This is a genomic window from Labilithrix sp. (assembly GCA_019637155.1).
Taxonomy (GTDB): Bacteria; Myxococcota_A; Polyangia; order Polyangiales; family Polyangiaceae; genus Labilithrix.
This window is the reverse complement of record JAHBWE010000020.1, coordinates 1-20951: the sequence shown is the minus strand read 5'-3', so window position 1 is coordinate 20951 and position 20951 is coordinate 1. Positions and strand designations below refer to the sequence as shown.

Below are 20951 nucleotides of genomic sequence, written 5' to 3'. Positions count from 1 at the left end.
AAGTGCCGAGGCTGGGCCCTTGCTCGGCTCTAGTGCCGAGGCCGAAGGGGGCCGTGGGCCCCGCTCGCGTGGCCCGCATTCGCAGGCTCCGTGGGTCCCTTGCTCGTCCCAAGCGCCGAGGCCGAGGCAGGTCTGGGCGCCGACCGGTATGCGTTATTCGGTCTTTGTCTTGGGGAGGGAGCCGACCATGAAGCTGACGTTCGGGAAGCCTGCGAACGCTGCGGTCTGGAAGATGCTCTTCACGACGATGGCCTGCACGTCCTGATCGATCTGGAGGACGACGACGCCGGGGAACTCCTTGCCCGGGTGGAGCTGCTTCCAGACCTCGCGCTTCTGCTTGAGGATGTTGAAGAGCTCGTCGATGCGCTGGAGGCGCTTCGAGTCCTCGATCGCGCGCGTGTTGCCGGCGGGGTTGCCGTCGACGAGGATCAGGCTGCCCGTCACGCCGACCATCGGCGCGTCGATCATGTCGAGGGTGTTCTCGGCGTCGGGGAGCCGCACGCCCTTCGTCGTCGGCGTCTCGCCGGAGGCGCTGAAGGTGAGGAGGAGGAAGACGACGGTGACGACGAGGAAGTCGATCATGCTCGTCAGCGAGAGCGACGCGTTCGTGTCGCGATGGCCGCCGCCGGTGACCTTCTTCTGCACGAACTTGAGCGGGACCGCATGCATCAACCGCTTGCCGGGCTGCTGGATCGTCATGGTGTCCTCAGTTGACCGCGAAGGTGAGGTTGAACGCCGGGACTTGCTCTTCCTTGCCGGCGACGGTGACGGGGCGCTTCGGCTGGTAGATCGCGTCGATCACGCCGATGAGGTAGACGTAGGGAGTCTCGTTGTCGGTGTGCAGGATCGCCGTGTCGAACTTCTTGTCGGTCGCGGTGCGGTGCTGGCCGACCGACTTCCACTCGGCGTCGATCTTCGCGGCGAGGTCCGGGTAGCGGACCAGCTTCTTGCCATCGTCCTTGGTGACGACGTTGTCCTTCCGCGGCACGTCGACCGTGCTGATGACCGTGCCCGCCTGCTTCCAGATGAGGACGAACTTGTCGGGCGAGCGCATCTCGACGTGGAGCTGCTTCTCGGGTTCCTGTTTTTCGACTTCTTGATCCGGCCGGGGAGGGCCCGGCACCTGCGCATCCGCGTTGATGCGCGCCATGTGCGTCCACACGGCCGTGATCAGGAGGAACGAGATCGTGACCATCAGGAGGTCGATCATCGGGATCATGTTGATCTCCGAGTCGAGCTTCCGCTTTCCGCCTCCACCGCCGCCGACGTCTACGCCACCCATGGCTTCACTCCATCCGAGCAATTGCTGGGGCTCGGTCCTGCGAGCCCCAGCGTTCATGGCTGTCGCGTGAGATCACGCGAGTAATGAGAGAGAAAGGAAACGAGGCCGAGAGTTCCCGTTCGCGCGAAGTTCGCGTGAGAAGGCTCACGCGAGCGACGAGCGCGAACGAGCGCTCGATCAGGCCGCAACCGCGGAGAGGTTGACCTTCTGGCGGTTGGTCACGACGAGGTTGAGCACCTGGACGCTCGCCTCGTTGATGTCGTCCTCGAGGCCCTGCGTCTTGCCGTTGAGCACGGCGAAGCCGATGAGGCCGATGATGGCGACGAGGAGGCCGAACCAGGTGCAGTGCATCGCCTCGGAGATACCCTCCGCGAGGATGCGCGCCTTCTGGGCGGGGTCGACGGACTCGCCGGAGACGGCGCCGAAGCTCGTGATGAGCCCGGTCACCGTGCCGAGGAGGCCTGTGAGCATCGCGAGGTTCGCGAGGAGCGCGAGGAAGCCTGTGCGCTTCGCGATCTTCGGGATTTCGCGGAGGGCGGCTTCATCCATCGCCGCTTGCACCTCCTCGTCGGGGCGGTTGACCTTGACCAGGCCGGCCTGGACGATGCGTGCGAGCGGCGCGTTCGCAGCCGAGCACATCTTCACGGCCTTCGCGACGTCTCCCGCGAGGATGCACTTCTGCATCGTGGCGAGGAATACGTCCTTGTTGATCGACGAGCCGTACAGATACAGCGCGCGCTCGATGATGATGCCGATCGTGAAGATCGACCAGAGCAGGATGATGCTCATCATCACCACGCCGCCTTCTTTGTATGCCTTCCACAGACCAGCCATGTTGCTCCGTCCTTCCAGGGCCCCGTTTTCGGGGGAAAAGGTCAGGCCTCGAAGGCCCGCCGCAATCGTCTTTCGAAGTGTCTCGCCTCGTTGGGGGCGAGGTGAAGTTTTGAGAGAAACCGATGCGGCGCCCGTACTCTCTTCGAGCCGCGCGCGGACGATATCGTCAGCTACGCGAAATGCGCAAGACTCCTTCGTGCCAAGTCGGCCAACCGGAAGTCTGACGGTACAGACCTTCGGGCGTCAACAGAGATTGGCTCCCCCGGACGATTTTCTTTGACCACATTCCTGCATATTGTCATGGTCTTACATAATATTGCACCCCGACTGAAACGCCCACATTCCATAATTCTCCCAAAACAAGGAAGCCCCCGGATGCGGCCGCGCCGCACAAGCGCCGCGTCTGGAGCGAAGCCCCCAGATGCGACCACGAAGCGCCCAGCACCGGGCCCCCAGAAGCGGCCGCGAAAGCGGGCGCGGAGCGCCCCGAGCGCGCAGCGCGAGGGCCGTGTCTGGGGTGGGGGTGTCGGGGGCGAAGCCCCCGACCCTGAGAGACCCCCGACCTTCGTTGACTTCGTTCGATGGCTGCCGGTATCGTGGCGCAAAACGCGTCGGGTGAGGTTCATGTTGTCCCGTAGCGCGCAGATTCTTGGCGGTTTTCCGCACGAAGGAAGGGAGCATCGAGGATGTTCGTGGCTTTTCTGAGCAGCGTTGCCGAAGCCCCGGCATCGGGCGGCGGAGGTGGCAGCGGAGGCTTCATGGAGGCCTTCAAGGAAAACCCCATCTTCCTCTCCATGAACCTCTTCGTCAGCGCGGTCGTCATCGCGCTGATCGTGGAGCGCACGGCCTTTCAGCTCGGCAAGTACCGCGTCAACTCCAAGGAGTTCTTCGCGCAGATCAAGAAGCTCGTGACGGCGGGCAACATCGACCGCGCGATCAAGCTCTGCGACGCCGGTGACTACCCGACGCTGCAGCTCGTGAAGGCGGGCCTCACGCACGCGAACAAGGGGCCGGACGAGATCGACGCGGCGATGAGCGAGAAGATCGGCGAGCTGAAGCCGGCGGTCGAGAAGCGGATCGGCTCGCTCTGGTCGCTCGCGAACATCGCGACGCTGATCGGCCTCCTCGGCACGGTCCTCGGCCTCATCCACACGTTCGGCGCCGTCTCCGCGCCGGGCCTCTCCGCCGCCGATCGCCAGCGCATCCTCGCGAACGGTATCGCGGAGGCCATGTACAACACCGCGATGGGCCTCGGCATCGCAGTCATCTGCATGATCGCGCACCTCCTTCTCCACCAGCGCGCGAAGAACATCCAGCATGACCTCGACGCGACGCAGGAGCGGGTGTTCAATCTGCTGACGATCCAGACGCGCCCCGGCGGCTACTGAGATCGTAGGGAACGATGGCTACCGAGAGGCTCAGCGCAGCGCAGCGGAGCAAGATCCGACGGCTGTCCCAGCCGAGGGAGCACGCGCCCGACGAAGCGGGCGGCGAGCTCAACATCGTTCCATTCCTCGACATCATCATGAACGTCCTGATGTTCGTCCTCGCGACGATCAGCGTGACGTTCACCGCGACGATCGACACGAACCCGCCGCGCGCGGGCAGCGGCGCGCGCGCGCCGACGACGCCGACGCTCGGCCTCACCGTGCTCGTCGTCCCGGACGGCTTTAGCCTCAAGGCGCGCGGCGGCAACGTCGCGCCCGGTTGCGGCGACGTCGGCGCGGGCATCGCGATCCCGAAGAAGGAGAACGACTTCGACTACACGGCGCTGAAGGCCTGCGCGCAGAAGCTCAAGGCGTCGTCCGCGGACTTCAAGGACGAGATGGGCGTCACCATCCTCGCGAACCCGCCGATCCCGTACCAGGTCGTGATCTCCACGATGGACGCGGTCCGCAACAACGAGGCCGGCGAGCCGATGTTCCCCGAGGTCACCTTCGGAGTCGCGAGGTAGCCGCATGATGCCGCCGAATCAGCCGCCGCCGGGAGGAATGCCACCGGGAGGGATGCCACCGGGAGGAATGCCTCCGGGAGGGATGCCTCCTGGAGGAATGCCACCCGGAGGGATGCCGCCGGGAGGGATGCCGCCGGGAGGGATGGCTCCGCCGCAGGGGGCGCCGCCGGGAGGTGGGGCGCCGGGCGCGCCGCGTGCGCCGCAGAAGCCGGCGGGGATGGCGACGTACAAGCGTGCACTCCGCAAGGAAATACGGCGCCGTCACAAGGATCCGGAGATCGACTTCCTGAACATCACGGCGATGCTCGACATGATGACGATCATCCTCGTCTTCTTGCTCAAGAGCATGAGCCAGTCGTCGGCGTCGCTCCCCCAGTCGGGCGACCTCACGATGCCGAAGAGCGTGCTGACGACGGAGGCCTCGCAGGAGGGCGTCGCGGTGCTCATCTCGAAGAGCTCGATCGTCGTCGACGACAACGTCGTCGCCACGGTGCCCGCCGACGCGACGCACGGCCTCGAGGGCAAGTTCAAGCGCTCGGGCCCGAACGACTTCTACATCGTCCCGCTCGCGAACGCGCTCCAGAGCTGGCGCGAGCGCGATCGTCAGGTCCGCATCGCGACGGGCAAGGACCCGAGCTCGAGCGAAGCGATCATCATCGCGGACGCGAACACGCCGTACCGCCTCCTGAGCGAGGTGCTCTACACGCTCGGCCAGAGCGAGTTCGCGAAGTTCCACCTGATGGTCCTCCAAAGCGGCGGCGGCCCGTAGCGACAGACGCTCGCGCGAGCGTGTGCTCCAGAACGCGAAACGCCGGCCTCCACGTGGAGCGCCGGCGTTTTTGCCCACGTCGCGGGAGCGAGGCGGGCCGTCACTCGGGGACGCACATGCTGGCGGCGGGGCTGAACATGTTCACGAAGCAGCACTCGCCTTGCGAGCAGTCCGAGCCGCCGTTCGGGCAGGACGTGCCGCCCATCAACGAGGCGAGGAGCGCGGCCATCGAGTACGACTCGGTCTGCGGGCAGTCCTCCGGCTCCGGCTCCTCCTCTTCCTCCGGCTCCGGCTCGGGCGGCGTGGTGGGCGCGCCGGCGTCGACGACGGGGAGCATCACCGGGGGCGACTCCTTCTGCGTCTTCGGCGGGAGCTTCTTCGTCCCCGCGTCCGCTTCGGGCTCCGTCCCGTCCTTGTCCGTCATTGCGCCGAGGAGATCAGGCTCCTCCGACTGTGCGCAGGCGACGGCGAGCGCGCTGAGGCCGACGAACGACACGACCGCGAAACGTGCGAGAAAGGGGCGACCCATGGGGCGGCACCCTACCATGGACATCCGTTTGCGCAGCCGAATCGACGGCCGAGACTCGGTCGTGACGTCCTACGCCAGAGTGGGGGAAATCTCCCCAGTATTCTGAAATCTCACGTGAATGTGCGCTCACGTCCGCCCACACCACGCCCACACCACGTTCGCGAGCGCGGCCGCGCGCGAGTCGGCGGGCGGGAGGCGGGGCTCCACACTCGCCAAGCGCGCGGCGGTTAGCCGCGGGTGAGGAGGCCCGTCGTGCGGGGACTGGAGAGCCAGAAGCGGCGCATGGAGACGTTCATCAGGAGGCCGATGCCCATCATGATCGTCAGGACGCTCGAGCCGCCGGCGGAGAAGAGGGGGAGGGTCACGCCGACGACCGGGAGGACGCCCATGACCATGCCGAGGTTGAAGACGGCGTGCCAGAAGATGAGCGCGCCGACGCCGATCGCGAGGACGGCGCCGAAGCGGTCCTTCGCGGTGGAGGCGATGCGGATCGCCCAGAGCACGAGGAAACCGTAGAGGCACACGAGGAAGAAACACCCGAGGAAGCCCCAGTCCTCCGCCCAGACCGCGAACGGGAAGTCCGAGTGCTGCTCCGGCAGGAAGAGGAACTGGTTCTGCGTCCCCTTCATGAAACCCTGGCCCGTCCAGCCGCCGGCGCCGATCGCGACGCGCGCGTGGTGCGCGTGCCAGCCCGAGCCGAGGAGGTTCGCCTCCGGGTTCAAGAACACCGTGACGCGCTGCTTCTGGTAGTCCTTCAGCACGAACGACCAGACGAGCGGCGTCGCGATGCCGATCATCACCGCGATCGACGCGATCGTCTGCCAGCGGATGCGCGTGAGCAGGCAGATCGTCACGAAGATCAGCGCGTGGATGAGCGCGGTGCCGAGGTCGGGCTGCTTCAGGACGAGCAGCGTCGGGATGCCGGCGATGACGGACGGGATGATGAGGTCCTTCATCCGCCGCTCCTCCGTCCGCGGATCGTCGTGGAGGTACTTCGCGAGCGCGATGATGAGAAAGAGCTTCATGAACTCGCTCGGCTGGAAGCCGAACGAGCCGATGTTGATCCAGCGCGAGCTCCCGCGGATGTCCTTGCCGAGGATGAAGACGAGGACGAGGAGCAGGACGCCGACGCCGTAGAGCAGATAACCAAGGCGCTCGTAGTGGCGGTAGTCGATGACGGCGACGACCGCGGCGAGGATGCCGCCGAGGACGAGCCAGTACACCTGCTGGATGTAGATGTCCGAGAGCGCCGCGCGCGCGACGCTCGTCGCGGAGTAGAGGTTGATGACGCCGAGCACGGCGAGCACGCTCGCGGTGAGGAACAGCGTCCAGTCGAAGCTGTCGCGCGGCATTCCGAAGAAGTGCGCGTCGTGATGCCGGCTCCTCATTTCTCACTCGCCTTGTCGTCCGGCTCGGGCTCTGCGATGGGATCGGTCGGGAGGTCGGGCGGCGGCGGGTTCGGATCCGGCGGCGGGGGCTCGCGCGGGAGCGGCGGCGCCGCGGGGGCGGGCGCGTTCGCGGCCTTGCCGGGCGCGGGCTCCTTCTTCGCGCTCGTCAGACGCGCGGCGCGGCCCGCCTGGAGCCGATGGTACTCCTTGATCACCTGCATCGCGACGGGCGCCGCGACGGTGGGGCCCGAGCCGCCGTGCTCGACGAGCACCACGACGCTGATCTCCGGCGCCTTCGCCGGCGAGTAGGCCGCGAACCAGGCGTGGTCGCGCGAGAGGTACCAGGCCTTCTTCGGATCGTCGTTGCCCGTGTTCACGTAGCCGGTCTGCGCGGTGCCGGTCTTGCCCGCGACCTCCAGCGTGCGGTCGCGGACCGGGTAGGCGGTGCCCTTCTCCTCGTTCACCACCGCGTAGAGCGCCTCGCTCACGCGGGAGAGGTTCTCGGGCTTGATGTTGGCCTTCTGGCGGACGCGCGGAGGGAAATCCTGGACGATCGCGCCGTCGCTCGTCTCGACCGCGCGCACGAGCTGCGGCGAGTACACCGTGCCGCCGTTCGCGATCGCGGCGTACGCGAGCGCGAGCTGGAGCGGCGTCACCGTCGTCGCGCCCTGGCCGATCGACGTGTTGAGCGTGAAGCCGATGCGGAACTGCCCCTTGTACTTGAGCGCGTACCAGGACTTCGACGGGATGCGCCCCGCCGCCTCCGGGTTCACGCCGATGCCCGTCTTCTGCCCGAGCCCGAACTCCGTCGCGACGTGCGCGATGCGATCCATACCGACCGACTCGGCGAGCTTGAAGAAGTAGATGTTGCACGACTCCGCGATCGCCTCGTGCATGTCGACCTTCCCGTGCACGTGGGTGCAGTGGAAGACGCGGCGCCCGAAGGAGAGGAAGCCGTCGCAGCGCTCCTTGCTCTCGGGGCTGAACGTGAGCTGCTCCCTGTCCTCGAGCGCGGCGAGCGCGGAGAACGGCTTGAAGGTCGAGCCCGGGTGGAAGACGCCCGACATCGTCTTGTCGAGCATCGGGCGCAGCGGATCGGTGTAGAGCTTGTTGAACGCCTCGCGGATGCGATCGCGCCCCGACCCGCCCGCGAGCTCGTTCGGATCGAAGTCGGGCTTCGAGTAGAGCGCGAGGAGGCGGCCGGTCCGCACGTCCGAGACGACGACGGCGCCGGCCGTGTGCGGCCGCATCGCGCGCTCGACCGACTGCATGAGGTCCATGTCGATCGTGAGCCGGAGGTCGCGGCCCGAGAGCGGCTCCTGGCGCGACGGCGCGTCGAGGAGGCGCGCCGCGTCGGGCCCGGTGCGGTAGCGGCCGCGCGCGTCGACGACCCGCTTCTCCCAGCCGCGCTGGCCGCGGAGGTAGCTCTCCCACGAGCGCTCGACGCCGGTCGCGCCGACGATGTCGCCCGCCTCGTAGGCGAGCGGGTTCACCTTCGCCTTCTCCTCGGGGGAGAGCTGGTCGTAGCCGGCGGGGCGGTACTTCTCGAGCGTCTCGCCGTCGATCTCGCTCGTGTACCCGAGCATGTGCGCGCCGGTCGCCTTGAACGGGTAGTAGCGGACGGGGAGGCTCACGACCTGCGCGCCGATCATCTCGTACGCGTGCTGCTTCACCTCCGCGACGATGTCGCGCGAGAGGTCCTCCCGCACGAGGATCGGGTGCCAGCACGGGGAGCGATCGTCGTCGGTGATGCACGCGTCGCGGATGCGCGCGGCGAGGCGCACGCGCTCGTCGGGGTTCAGGCGCAGCGTGTCGGCGATGCGGGTGAAGCTGTCTTGCTCGTCGCGCGTCTTGCGGTGCGGCGGCCGCGCGCTCGGCATCACACGGCCCGGGACGAGGAGCACGTTGAAGGAGGAGCGGTTCGACGCGAGCACGCGGCCGTAGGCGTCGCGCACGACGCCGCGCGCGGTCGGCAGCGTGACGCGCCGGATCACGTTCTCGTGCGCCGTCTGCGCGTACTCGGAGCCGCGGATGATCTGGAGCTGGAAGAGGCGCCCGATCAGGATGAGGAAGAAGAGGAGCGCCGCGAGCGCGATCCAGCGATACCGCTTCCGGAACTCGCTGACGTCGGACCGGGCGCCGAGGAGGTTGCTCACGCGTCACCTCGCATCACCGCGCGAGCTCCTTCGACGTGCCGGAGCTCGTCGCGGCGTCGATGCGACCGGCGAGGCGGAAGACGAGCGGCGCGATGAGGCCGGTCGCGATGACGTGCGGGATCGCCATCGGGTAGAGCGTGCGCGGCACCCAGGTGTCGCGCCCGAAGATGGCGAGGAGGACGAGGATGAGGATCGAGTGGACGAGCGTGAAGGCGACCGCGAGGCCGACCTGCATGAGCATCGTCTGGGCCGCGAGGCGGATGCCGACCGCGCGCGCGAGGACGAAGATCGCGACGTAGGTCGACGTGTAGAGCCCGATCGGGGTGATGCCGAGGAGGTCGGTGAGGTAGCCGAGCGCGAAGGCGACCGCGGCGCCGCGCGCGAGCGAGTACTCGTGGACGCCCATGAAGAGGATGAGCGGCAGGACGAGCGACGGCACGAGGCCGGGGACCTCGATGTCGTGCTTCATGCGGAAGACCCACGCGATCAGCCGGAACGCCCCGCCGATCAGGCGGAACATGTTCGACTGGACGATGAGGAGGACGACGCCCGCCACGAAGAACGCGGTGTTGCGCATGCCTCATTTCCCCTGCTTCGAGGCGGCGGTGGGCTTCTTGTCCTTGCCGTCCTCGTCGTCGTCGGGCACGCCCACGATGATCAGCACCGCGTCGAGGCGCGAGAAGTTCACCGTCGGCCGGGCCTCGATCTCCTGCTCGCGGCCCGGCTCGCGCTTTACGACCTTGGTCACTTGGGCGACGGGGATCCCCTTCGGGAACTTCTTGCCCTTGCCGCTCGTGACGAGGAGGTCGCCGATCTCGACCTCGTCGCGCGAGTCGACGTTCTCGACCTTGCACGCGTAGCGGAACGACTCGCCGGTGCCGCGGATCCATCCGCGCGCGTGGGTGCGCTCGTCCTCGATGTCGACGCCGAAGTCGGCCGCGACCGCGAGCTTCACGTCGACGGCGTCGCCGTTGACGCGCTCGACCGAGCCGACGACGCCGTCCGGCGAGATGACGGGCAGGTGCGGGCGGATGTTGCGCGAGCCGCGATCGAGCACGACGCGCGTGACGCGGAAGAACTCGGTGAAGTCCTTGCCGACGACCTGCGCGCTGACGAGGTCGCCCGGCGTCGCTTCGCGGAGCTGGAGGAGGCGCCGGAGCTCGCGGTTCTCGACGTCCTTCTGCTCGAGGTGGTGCACCTGCTCCTTGAGGCGCGCGTTGTCGTAGTTGAGGCGGTCGTTGTCGGCCTTCACGTCCACGAGGTAGACGTACGACTCCCAGATGTTCGAGATTCCGCGCGCGAGCCTCGCGGCGGCGAACTCCACCGGCGCGCTGATGCGGAGGAGCGTGCGGTCGAGCGCGTTGAGGCTCGACGGCGCCTTCATGTTGGCCCGCAGGAAGAAGAACGGGACCGCGAGGAGGACGATGACGATTCCGACGTCGCGGTATCGCTTGAAGGCCGACATAGCGCTCTATCTCCGAAGTACGACCGGAGCGGCGAGGCCTATCCGATCGTCACTTCCTTCAAGAGCTCCATGTGATCGAGCGTCTTGCCGCTGCCGAGGACGACGGCGCTGATGGGGTCATCACAGACCATGACGGGGAGACCGGTCTCCTCGCGGAGGAGCACGTCGAGGTTGGCGAGGAGCGCGCCGCCGCCGGTGAGGACGATGCCCTTGTCGACGATGTCGGCCGCGAGCTCGGGCGGCGTCTTCTCGAGCGCGATGAGCACGGCCTCGACGATCGCGTTGAAGGGCTCGCTGAGCGCCTCGCGGATCTCGTCCGAGTTGACGACGACGGTCTTCGGGATGCCGGCGACGAGGTCGCGGCCCTTCACCTCGGTCGTCCGCTGCGTCTCGAGGGGGTACGCGTTGCCGACCTCCATCTTGATGCGCTCGGCGGTCTGCTCGCCGATGGCGAGGTTGTACTTCCGCTTGAGGTAGGCCTGGATCGCCTCGTCCATGCGGTCGCCGCCGACGCGCACGGACTGCGAGTAGACGATGCCGGCGAGCGAGATGACGGCGACCTCGGTCGTGCCGCCGCCGATGTCGACGACCATGTTGCCCGAGGGCTCGGTGATCGGGAGGCCGGCGCCGATGGCCGCGGCCATGGGCTCTTCGATGAGGTAGACCTCGCGCGCGCCGGCGCTCTCGGCCGACTCCTTCACCGCGCGCTTCTCGACCTCGGTGATGCCGAAGGGCACGCAGATGATGATGCGCGGCTTCACGAGCGTGCGACGGTTGTGCGCGCGCGCGATGAAGTACCGCAGCATCGCCTCGGTGATCTCGAAGTCGGCGATGACGCCATCGCGCAGGGGGCGGACGGCTTTGATGTTGCCGGGCGTGCGCCCGAGCATCTCTTTCGCCTCGCGCCCGACGGCGAGGACCTTGTTTCCACCCCGCACGTCCCGCTGGACGGCGACGACCGAGGGCTCGCATGAGACGATCCCTTTGCCCTTCACGTAGATGAGGGTGTTCGCGGTTCCGAGATCGATCGCGAGATCGTTCGAGAAGAGGCCGTGAACCCAGTCGAAAATCATAGGGGTAGATCCCGGCCTCCGACTGCTAGGCCGCGCCCTCAATAGCACAGGGGCGAGGTGTGTCTATCGTGTTCGAGAGGGCTCTGCCCTCTCGAGCTCTCCCGCCGGGGGGTTCTCCGCGCGCGGGGCGCGCGTCGACGCCCCCGGACCCCCCGAGAGTAGGCTGGCTCGGCGCCCCCGAGGGCGGGCTGGCCCGGCGCCCGGCGGCCCCGAGGGCAGGCTGGCCCGGCGCTCGTCGTTTCCCGGGTTGCGAGAGTGGCCTGCGCTCGGCTGGGATCAGCCCTTGGAGATTTTGCCTTCCTTGTGCGGGAAGTGCTTCCGGCACGAGGAGCAGAACTTCTTGATGTTGAACTTCTCCGCCATCGTGCGCTTGTTCTTCGTCGTCACGTAGTTGGCGCGGTTACAGTTCTCGCAGCTCATCTTGATGATGTCACGCATGGTCGGATCCTTCGGGGGAGCGGCACCTTAGTCGCGCACCACCCCCACCGTCAAGCCAAGCCGCCCGCCGACAAAGCCGACAAAGCCGCGAGGCTCTCTCTCTTCTCGGGGGGGGTCCGGGGGCGTCGAAGCGCGCGCCCCGCGCGCGCGAAGAAACCCCCGGCGGGAGAGCTCGAGAGGGCAGAGCCCTCTCGAACAAGAAACCCTACTCGTCGTCGCGGTCGTTGGCTTTGCGCCAGTCGAAGTCGCCGCCGTCGTCGCCGCCGCGGCCGCCGCGACCGCCGCCGCCGCGGCCCTTCTTGCCGCCGTCACCGCCGCCGCCGTCCTTGCGGCGGCGATCGCTGTCGAACGTGCGGCGCGAGGCCGGGAGCGCGTTCGGGCCGAAGTTCGGGTTGCTCGGTCCGCCGCCGCCACCACCGCCGCCGCCGCCGAAGCCGCCGCCGCCGAAGCCGCCACCACCGCCGCCGAAGCCACCGCCGCCGCCGAAGTTCTCGGAGCGCGGGGGGCGATCGCCCTTCGGGTGCGCGATGTTCACGATGAGGCGGCGACCGCGGAGGTCCGCCTGCTTCAGCTGCTCGGCCGCGTTCTTCGCCGCGTCGGAGCTCGCCATCGTCACGAAGCCGAAGCCGCGCTTGCGGCCGTCGGCGTCCATCGGGAGGTGCACGCGCACGACCTGGCCCTCGCCGACCACGCCGTTGATGAGCGCCTCGACCTCGGGCTGCGAGCAGTCGTACGGGAGGTTGCCGACGTAGAGGGTGCGATCGGGGGCCTGCTGGCTTCCGCCGCTCTGCGAGCGCGGGCCCTGCGAGCGCGGGCCGCTCGACATCGGACCGTTGTCGCCCTTGCGCGGCGGCTCGGCCTGGAACGGACGCACGGAGATGGAGCGGCCGCTCTGCAGCGAGCCGTCGAGCGCGGTGCGCGCCGACTCGGCCTCTTCGGGCGAAGACATCGTCACGAACCCGAACCCGCGCGGACGACCGGTCATCCGGTCCTTCGGCAGGCTGACGCTTACGACCTTCCCCCCGGTCCCCTCGAAAATTTCCTTGAGGACGTCTTCGGACACGCTGTCCGGGAGCCCTGCGACGAATAGCTTTGCTTCCTCGTTACCGATCGGCATGCGAAAACCTTGAATGATCTCTCCGAAGACGTACTTCTTGCGCGATGGGCGCGCGCGCACCATAGGCCCGAATCGGGCCAAGATCACGATATCTTCTCGCCGAACCCCGTCAACCCGTGAGCTCGGGCGTTTTCGCGTCGGGACGGGCTCATCGGAATGGAGAAGCTGAAGACCGAGCCGCGCTCTCCGCCGCTCTCGACCCACGCGCGTCCGCCGTGGCTCTCCGCGATGTGCTTCACCAGCGCGAGCCCGATGCCGCTGCCGCGGACCGGCGCCTCGCCCGCCTTCTGCGCGCGCTGTCCGAGGCGCACGAAGCGATCGAAGATCCGCTGGCGGTCTTCGGCCGGGACGCCGGGCCCGCGATCGATCACGTCGACCCGGACCGCGTCGTCCTCGGTGCGGACGCGCACCTTGATCTCCTCGCCGCCGGGCGCGTACTTGAGCGCGTTGTCGACGAGGTTCGTGACCGCGAGCTGGATCGCGCGCTCGTCGATCTCCGCGCGCGGGAGGCCGGGCTCGACGTCGACGACGAGGTTCACTCCGCCCTGCTCGGCGCGGTAGCGGTAGACGTTCGCGGCGCGCATCACCGCGTCGCCGACGTCGCCCTCCGCGAGCTCGTAGCTCCCGCGCCCGCGCTCGAGCTTCGCGAAGTCGAGGACGTTCTCGATGAGGGCGGTGAGGCGCTCGCTCTCGCGCACGATGATGTCGAGGTACTCCTGTCGCTTGGCGTCGCTCGCGACGCGGCCCGACTGGAGCATCTCCGCGAACATGCGGACGAGGGCGAGCGGCGTCTTGAGCTCGTGGCTGACGTTCGCGACGAACTCGCTCTTCAGCGCCGAGATGCGGCGCTCCTTCTCCGACACGAGCACGATCGCGATCGCGCCGACGACGATGACGATCGCGGAGAGCGAGACCATCGTGATCTCGAGGAGGCGCCGGTTCTCGACGCGCGACGCGATCTCCTCGCTCGCTTGCGGCGAGACCTGCACGCGCCAGTTGTAGAGCGTGGTCGGGAAGCGCACGCCGACGGTGAACTCGCTCGTGCGGAGGGGCGGGCCGAAGATGATGCGGCCCTCCTCGTCGACCACGTTGACGCGGCTCGCGGCCGACGTGTGCGCGACCGGCACCGGCTCGTGGGCCGCGCTCGGAGGATCGCTCGCGAGGGTCGGCATCGTCTCGCGGACGATACGCCCGATGTCGTGCCACGCGACGACGAGGTAGCGCCGGCCCGCGTGCACGCGCTGCCAGTAGGAGAGGAGCCAGCTCTGTCCGATGTAGGTCGCGTGACGGTGCCGCAGCTGATCGAGCGGCGGCGTCGCGAGGTCCATGTCGCCGACGATGCGCTCGGTGAGGAGGCGGCGGAACGCTTCTTCGTCCGCGAAGGCGCTCGTCGCGCGCGAAGCGAACGCGAGCACGGTGCGGCTCTCGTCGAGGACGATGATGGCGCGGACGCTCGGCGTCTCGCGCCGCGCGGTCGGCAGCCAGCGCTCCGCGAGCTCCTCGAGCCGGGCCGGATCGGCGATCGCGACGACGACGTTGTCCTGATCGACGATCTGGCGGTCGAGGCGGTTCGCCTTCTCCGTCGCGAGGCCGAGCGTGGCCTCGAGGACCGACTGCTGGCGGAGGGTGTCGACCTGGAGCGTGGTGCGGAACGTGAAGTACGCGAGCACCCCGACCGCCGCGACGACCGCGGGCAGGAGGATGAACACCTTGAGCCGTTCGCGCCAGCGCGACACGCCGCGAGCTTAGCAGGGTGTGGGGTCAGCCGCGGAACGCGGCCTGGATGCGGTCGGGCTGGACGATGATGCCGCGGGAGCCGAGGTACTCGGCGTATTGCTCCGCGATGTACGTGATCGCGTTGCCCTCGTCCTCGTTGAACGGCATGCCGTCGGCGGGGTTGACGACCTCGAGCGCGCCGAGCGCGCGGCCGGCCTGCATGATCGGCGCGATGATCATGCTCTTCGCGCCGCCGATCGCCTGGTAGCGCGCGCCCGCGGCGTGCTGGCCGTTCGCGGTGACGATCGCGCGGCGGTGGCGGATCGACGCGAGGAGGAGGTCGTCGTTCTCCGGCGTCCGGAGCGTGAGGAGCTTGTTCGCGTCCTTGCCGCGCGCGCACGCGACGATCCACTCGCGCTTCTCGATGTCGAAGAAGTGGATGAGCGCGAGCTTCGCCGGGAGCATCTCCGTCGCGAGCGCGAGGCAGAACTGACCGCCGTCGAGCGCGTCGCGCAGGAAGTGGAGATCATGCATCGACTCGAAGAGCTGCGTGATGAGCTCGTCGCCGGTGATGCGACCGCGGACGAAGCGGCCCGACGGCGTGCGGACGACGCCGTCCGGCGGATGCGACGAGCGCCGCGGCGGCGGATGGCTCTGGTTCATCACGACGGGCGGCGCGCCGGCGTAGGCGGGCGGCGGCACCGAGCCGGCGGGCGGCGGGAACGACGCCGGGTTCGCGGGAGGCGGGAAGGACTGCGCGGCCGCGGGCGGTGGGACCGACGGATGCGCCGCGGGCGGCGGCACCGAGGCCGGCTGAAACGGCGCCTGCATCGGCGGCATCAGCGGCGCCGTCTGTGAGAACGGCTGGTTCGGCGGCGGCGCGCTCGGCGTCGTCGCGAACGGATTCGCCGGAGCCGCGAACGGGTTCGCGGCTCCGGGAGTCGCGCCGCCCGCCGCTGCGAACGGGTTCGCGGGGGGCGGCGCGCTCGGCGACGCGGCGAATGGGTTCGCGGCTCCGGGAGGCGCGGCGCTCGGCGATGCGGCGAATGGGTTCGCGGCTCCGGGGGGCGCTGCGCTCGGCGCGGCGGCGAATGGGTTCGCGGCTCCGGGGGGCGCTGCGCTGGGCGATGCCGCGAACGGGTTCGCCGGAGGTGGCGCGCTCGGCGTCGCCGCGTACGGGGTCGCTGCTGCGGGGGTCGGCGGAGGCGCGTTCGCGATCGTCGCGGGCTCGGGCGCGGCGGACTGCGCCGGGGGCGCGCTCGCGAGCGTCGAGGGCTCCGAGGGCGCGGCGACGGGAATGCGTCGCTCCGTGCCGCCCTTCGCGGCGCCGATCATCGCCGCGATCGCGCCCGGCTGACGCGGCATCGAGCGCTCGCTCGGCGGCGGCGCCGGCACGGCTGGCGGCGGCTGCGAGTACCCGGGCGGCATCTGAACCGGCGGCTGCATCTGCACCGTGCCCGCGGGCGGCGGCGGCTGCGAGTACCCCGGAGGCATCTGCACCGTGCCCGCCGGCGGCTGCACCGTGCCCGCGGGCGGCGGCTGCGAGTAGCTCGGCGGCATCTGCACGGCGGGAGCAGCGGGGGCAGGCGCCGGTTGCGCGGGCGGCATCGACGGCGGCGGCTGAACGATCGAGACCGCGCCGCTCGGGCTCGCGGTCGGCGGCTTCACCGCCTTCGGCGCCTGACCGGTCTTGCGCGGGAACGCGACGACGGGGTCGCCCTTCCAGTCCTTCCACGCGAGCGTCGCGATCGGCGGTCCGGGCGGCTTGCCCGTGAACTCGACGTCGAAGACCGCGAGGTTCACGAGCTTGCCCTGCTTCAGCTTCTCGAGGTGGGCCTGGACGATCTTGAGCTGCCCGCGGAGGATCTTCTCGCCGACTTCCTCGGACGTCCCCTCTTTCACGAAAAACGAATATTCGCGGTACGTGAGTGGCGACGCGTCGCTCGGGTCCTGCTCGCGCGACGAGATCAGCTTCACCGACGGCAGGCCCGGGATGAAGGCGCCGATCGGGAGGAGCGGCGCCGGCGGGATCGAGTCGAGCGGCGGCCGCGGCGCGGGCTCGGCCTCGGTCTTCGGAGCCTCCTCCTCGACCTCGTCCGGCTCGATCGGCTCGGGCTCGATGACCGGCGCGGGCGGCGCCGCCGACGGCTTCGCGGTCGCGACCGCGGGCGGGGCGACCGACGGCTTCGCGGCCGCGCCCGCGGCGACCGACGGCTTCGCGACCGCGGGCGGTGCCGCCGACGGCGTCGCGGCCGCGGCGGGTGGCGGGGCCGACGGCGTCGCGGCCGCGTCCGGCTTCGCCTCTGCTTTCGGATCCGGCTTGGGCGGTTTGACCGAAGGCTTGGCGTCCTTCTTCGCGGCCGGGGCCGCCTTCATCTTCTCGGACTTGCGCTTCTTCTTCTCTTCTTTCTTCTCTTCCTTCTTCGCGGCGGCGCTCGGGAGGCCGGGACGCGGCGGGATCGACTTCGTCGTGCTGGGCGCCTTCGGCGGGATGCTCTTCGCCGACGCGGCGGGGGCCGCCTTCGCGTCGACCGTGACCGGCATGTCGTCGGGCGCGCGCTTCACCGTGAAGCGGTTCCGCGCGACCGGATCGACCGCGCGGTAGCCCTCGTCGAGGAGCTCGATCGAGAAGCCGCTCATCGGTCCCTGCTCGCCGCGCTGAGCACGCGCGGCCTGGAGGGCGCGTTGCCACGACTCCGCTTCGACGACGTATTTCTGAAGGTCCGTCTTTTCGTTCGACGAGACTTCCACGACCCAGCGCATGTGCCGGGCGAACGTATCACAGAGCTACTCGGAGCGTAGCCCGTCCGATGGTCGCAACCGCGCCGCGTAGAACGCGGGGAAGATGGTCGCGACGAGGCAGATCAGGATCGCGACGATGCCCGTGATGATGAACTCGGTCGGGCGCACGTTCACGGGCAGCTTCGAGATGAAGTAGACCTTCGGATCGAGCGGGAACCCGTACGCGTTGAGGAGCTTGCAGGACACGTAGCCGAGGACGAGCCCGATGCCGGTCCCGACGAGCCCGATGATGCCGCCCTGGTAGACGAAGACGCGGAGGATCGCGTCGTCGCTCGCCCCGATCGCCTTCAGCAGCGCGATCTCCTTCTTCTTGTCGAGCACGACCATGATGAGCGTCGCGATGACGGTGAACGCGGCGACGACGATGATGAGCGTGAGCACGACGCTCATCGCGATCTGCTGGATGAGCAGCGCGGTGAAGAGGCCGTGGTTCAGCTCGCGCCAGTCCATCGTGTGGTAGACGCTGTTCGACAGGATCTTGTCGACCTGCTTCGCGATGTCGGCGGCCTTCTCGATGTCGTCGACCCGCGCCTCGACGCCGGTGACGCTGTCGCCCTGCTCGTAGAAGGTCTGCGCCTCGTAGAGGTCGGTGTACACGAGCTTCGAGTCGTACTGATCGAAGCCCGCCTCGAAGATCGCGATGACGCGGAACTGCTTCGCGATCGGCGGCCGCGAGCCGCTCGCGCCGTAGGTCATGCCGATCTGCGGCGACGTGATCTGGAGGCAGTCCTCGAGGCCGACGCCGAGCCGGCGCGCGAGCGAGCTGCCGATGACGACGCCCGGCAGCGCCTTCACCTGCTCGGGGCTCCGGCAGGGATCGGGATCGACCGACTCGGGGAGGAAGTCCTCGTCCGGGAGCTGGCTCGTGTAGCCGCCGGAGGGGACGACGTCGCCGGCGGGGTGGAGATCGGGCGCCGGTGCATCAGCAGCAGCAGCAGCGGCGGGCGGATGACCGCCGAGGATCACGTCGAGCGGGTCGGCCGGCGCCGGCTCGCGCGCGGTCTTCGGCGCGTTCGCGATCTCGTTCGACGCGCCGGTCGCGATGAGCGTGCCGATGTCGGCCGCGCCCGCGTCGGCCGCCATCTCGTTCGCGTTGTCCGCCAGGATCTGCTTCTCGATCACGTCGAGGAACGACTCCCTGCTCGCGCCGGCGTCCGCGTCGTCGTACGACATCCCGGTCTTCGGCGTGAACGCGTCGTGCGGCGCGGCCGGCGGCTTCGCGCCCGGCTTGCGCATCCCCGCGAGCGAGCCCTTCGAGATGTGACGCGGGAGGTCGAGGACCTTCGGCATCAGCTCCGGGTCGACGCCCTTCAGGAGGACGCCGGTGGCGGTGCGCTCGCCGTGCGTCACCATCATCGGGTTGATCACGAACGGCGCGACGGCGACCACGCCCGGGACCGCCTCGACCTTCTTCATCACGTCGCGGTAGTCGCGGAAGTGGACCGCGTACTTGAGGACGATGACGTGGGCGTTGACCCCGAGCACCTTCTCCCGGAACTGCTCCTGGAAGCCGCCGGTGACGCTCATGACGATCGCCAGCGCGGCGACGCCGAGCGCGACGCCGAGCATCGCGAAGAGCGTCCCGACCGAGACGAAGGCCCGCTTCTTCGAGCCGAGGTAGCGAAGCGCGATTTGGATGGGGTAGCCCATGGTCCGACGACGTGCGATGGAGGCCGACGCCCCGCACCTCTAGCACGTTGCCCAAACACATGGGGCACAAGCCCATTCCCTTCCCAACGTCAGGGGCTTCGCCCCCGACACCCCCACCCCGGGGACACGGCCCTCGCGCTGCGCGCTCGGGGCGCTTCGCGCCCGCTGTCGCGGCCGCTTCCCCGGGGCCCCGACGGCTACGTTGAGAAACGGGGCGGGAGCACGTAGTTTGTTGGGGCGACGTGTCCGAATCCCGGGACCGATACTCGAGCAGTCATCAACAGACGATCCCGGACACCAGGGACGTCTTGTCGTCGCCGGCTGTCTCGCAGCCGCACGCGCAGCTCACGATCGATCCGGTCACGATGCGCTCCGGCAGCCCGGTCAGCGTCCCGTCCTCGCAGCCGCGCGTCGACGCGTACCTCGGCAAGACGCTCGAAGGCCGCTACGCGATCGAGGCGCTCCTCGGCGAAGGCGGCATGGGCTTCGTCTATCTCGGGCGGCACAAGCTGATCGACAAACGAGTCGCGATCAAGATCCTGCGCAGCGACCTCGCCGCCGACGTCGAGATGACGGAGCGCTTCCTCAACGAGGCACGCGCTGCGTCATCCATCGGCAGCCCCCACATCGTCGACATCTCCGACTTCGGCCGCCTCCCCGACGGCGCCGCGTACTTCGCGATGGAGTTCCTCGACGGCGTCTCGCTGTCGAAGATCTCGGGCGACGGCAAGGTCGTCCCCGCCGCCCGCCTCGTCCACGTCGCGAAGCAGATCGCGCGCGGCCTCGGCGTCGCCCACTCGCGCGGCGTCGTCCACCGCGACCTCAAGCCCGACAACGTCATGCTCATCCAGCGCGGCGAGGACCGGGACTTCGTGAAGGTCCTCGATTTCGGCATCGCGAAGCTCCAGGGCGAGCAGGCGAAGCTGACGCGCGCGGGGAGCGTGTTCGGAACGCCTCACTACATGTCTCCGGAGCAGGCCGCCGGCGTCCCGGTCGATCACCGCACCGACATCTATTCGCTCGGCGTCATGCTCTACGAGATGGCGGTCGGGCGGGTCCCCTTCGACGCCGACAACTTCATGGGGATCCTGACGCAGCACATGTACAAGGCGCCGGCGCCGATGCGCGCGGTCGCGTTGCCCGGGTACGACGTGCCGCCGAGCCTCGAGGCGATCATCGTCAAGGCGCTCTCGAAGAAGCCGGAGCTCCGCTACGCGACGATGGAGGAGATGATCGTCGACCTCGAGAAGGTCGAGCGCGGCATCGTCCCCGACGCGTTCAGCGAGGTCACGTCGCGCTCCGACCTCTACGCCGTCCCCGCCGACTACTTCCAGAACCCCACCAGCGTCGGTTCGACCGGCCGCTCGTCGAAGAGGTCGCTCCTCATGGTCGGCCTCGCGGGCGGCGCGATCGGCCTCGCCGTCGTCGGCGTCATCCTCGGCGTGACGACGATGAAGCGAGAGACGCAGCCGATCGCGGCGACGACCGCGACCGAGCTCACCGACCCCACGCCGAGCGCGCCCGCGGTGGAGCTCCCCGCCAACCCGCCGAGCAACAAGATCGCCGTCGTCGTCACCGGCGAGCCCGCCGACGCGCTCATCACGCTCGAGGACGATCCCGCGGACAAGGGCGAGCAGCAGCCGCGCACGCTCCTCGTCGGCCCCGACGAGAAGGTGAAGATCCGCGTCGAGTCGAAGGACCACCTCCCGAAGCGCATCGCCGTCGACTCCAAGAAGACGCGCGTCGTGTTCCACCTCGAGTCACGGGCCGCGCCGGCG

The 20951-nt window shown here is 69.0% G+C and carries 18 protein-coding genes; 4 read left to right on the top strand and 14 right to left on the bottom strand.

Translation table 11 applies throughout. From position 1 onward, the window contains the following. Positions 1-153: 153 nt before the first annotated feature. The 3 genes from KF837_35500 to KF837_35490 all read right to left on the bottom strand — a co-directional run bounded on the left by KF837_35500 (position 154) and on the right by KF837_35490 (position 2116). Entirely contained in the window at positions 154-669 is a 516-nt protein-coding gene (locus KF837_35500) for a biopolymer transporter ExbD (protein MBX3232685.1), read from the bottom strand. 37 nt (positions 670-706) lie between these two features. Beyond that, on the bottom strand, positions 707-1282 hold the full coding sequence (locus tag KF837_35495) for a biopolymer transporter ExbD (GenBank protein ID MBX3232684.1): 576 nt from the start codon (positions 1280-1282) through the stop codon (positions 707-709). Between the two features lie 177 nt (positions 1283-1459). Continuing rightward, the gene (locus KF837_35490) at positions 1460-2116 is read right to left on the bottom strand and encodes a MotA/TolQ/ExbB proton channel family protein (GenBank protein ID MBX3232683.1); all 657 of its coding nucleotides are present in this window, start codon (positions 2114-2116) and stop codon (positions 1460-1462) included. Positions 2117-2802: 686 nt separating this feature from the next. Between KF837_35490 and KF837_35485 the strand changes: the two genes are divergently transcribed. The 3 genes from KF837_35485 to KF837_35475 all read left to right on the top strand — a co-directional run bounded on the left by KF837_35485 (position 2803) and on the right by KF837_35475 (position 4839). Next, positions 2803-3504 carry a MotA/TolQ/ExbB proton channel family protein gene (locus tag KF837_35485; protein ID MBX3232682.1) on the top strand — a complete coding sequence of 234 codons (702 nt, stop codon included), beginning with the start codon at positions 2803-2805 and terminating at the stop codon, positions 3502-3504. A gap of 14 nt (positions 3505-3518) precedes the next feature. Beyond that, positions 3519-4070, top strand: a complete 552-nt coding sequence (locus tag KF837_35480) for a biopolymer transporter ExbD (protein MBX3232681.1) — start codon at positions 3519-3521, stop codon at positions 4068-4070. A 142-nt stretch (positions 4071-4212) separates the two neighbouring features. Continuing rightward, positions 4213-4839, top strand: a complete 627-nt coding sequence (locus KF837_35475; GenBank protein MBX3232680.1) for a biopolymer transporter ExbD — start codon at positions 4213-4215, stop codon at positions 4837-4839. A gap of 100 nt (positions 4840-4939) precedes the next feature. Here KF837_35475 and KF837_35470 read toward each other — a convergent pair whose 3' ends face one another. The 11 genes from KF837_35470 to KF837_35420 form a co-directional block, all read right to left on the bottom strand. Next, positions 4940-5368 (bottom strand): hypothetical protein, encoded by a 429-nt coding sequence (locus KF837_35470; GenBank protein MBX3232679.1) that lies wholly within the window; start codon positions 5366-5368, stop codon positions 4940-4942. Positions 5369-5595: 227 nt separating this feature from the next. After that, complete coding sequence (gene rodA, locus KF837_35465) at positions 5596-6720, bottom strand: rod shape-determining protein RodA (GenBank protein MBX3232678.1); 1125 nt, start codon at positions 6718-6720, stop codon at positions 5596-5598. 32 nt (positions 6721-6752) lie between these two features. Further along, positions 6753-8912 carry a penicillin-binding protein 2 gene (gene mrdA / locus KF837_35460; protein ID MBX3232677.1) on the bottom strand — a complete coding sequence of 720 codons (2160 nt, stop codon included), beginning with the start codon at positions 8910-8912 and terminating at the stop codon, positions 6753-6755. Between the two features lie 13 nt (positions 8913-8925). Next, a complete protein-coding gene (locus tag KF837_35455) occupies positions 8926-9489 on the bottom strand; it encodes a hypothetical protein (GenBank protein MBX3232676.1) in 564 nt (187 codons plus the stop codon). Between the two features lie 3 nt (positions 9490-9492). Beyond that, the gene (gene mreC / locus KF837_35450) at positions 9493-10377 is read right to left on the bottom strand and encodes a rod shape-determining protein MreC (GenBank protein MBX3232675.1); all 885 of its coding nucleotides are present in this window, start codon (positions 10375-10377) and stop codon (positions 9493-9495) included. Positions 10378-10415: 38 nt separating this feature from the next. After that, positions 10416-11450 (bottom strand): rod shape-determining protein, encoded by a 1035-nt coding sequence (locus tag KF837_35445; protein ID MBX3232674.1) that lies wholly within the window; start codon positions 11448-11450, stop codon positions 10416-10418. Between the two features lie 276 nt (positions 11451-11726). After that, complete coding sequence (gene rpmG / locus KF837_35440; protein ID MBX3232673.1) at positions 11727-11888, bottom strand: 50S ribosomal protein L33; 162 nt, start codon at positions 11886-11888, stop codon at positions 11727-11729. A gap of 205 nt (positions 11889-12093) precedes the next feature. Further along, positions 12094-12951: a hypothetical protein gene (locus tag KF837_35435; protein ID MBX3232672.1), complete on the bottom strand. Its 858-nt coding sequence runs from the start codon at positions 12949-12951 to the stop codon at positions 12094-12096. Between the two features lie 137 nt (positions 12952-13088). Further along, positions 13089-14741, bottom strand: coding sequence for a HAMP domain-containing histidine kinase (locus tag KF837_35430; protein ID MBX3232671.1), 1653 nt, complete (start codon positions 14739-14741; stop codon positions 13089-13091). Positions 14742-14766: 25 nt separating this feature from the next. Continuing rightward, complete coding sequence (locus KF837_35425) at positions 14767-17484, bottom strand: hypothetical protein (GenBank protein ID MBX3232670.1); 2718 nt, start codon at positions 17482-17484, stop codon at positions 14767-14769. A gap of 24 nt (positions 17485-17508) precedes the next feature. Next, positions 17509-19173: an ABC transporter permease gene (locus KF837_35420; GenBank protein ID MBX3232669.1), complete on the bottom strand. Its 1665-nt coding sequence runs from the start codon at positions 19171-19173 to the stop codon at positions 17509-17511. 365 nt (positions 19174-19538) lie between these two features. Here KF837_35420 and KF837_35415 point away from each other — a divergent pair. Beyond that, positions 19539-20951, top strand: a 1413-nt coding sequence (locus KF837_35415; GenBank protein ID MBX3232668.1) for a serine/threonine protein kinase, incomplete at its 3' end; no start/stop codon positions are given.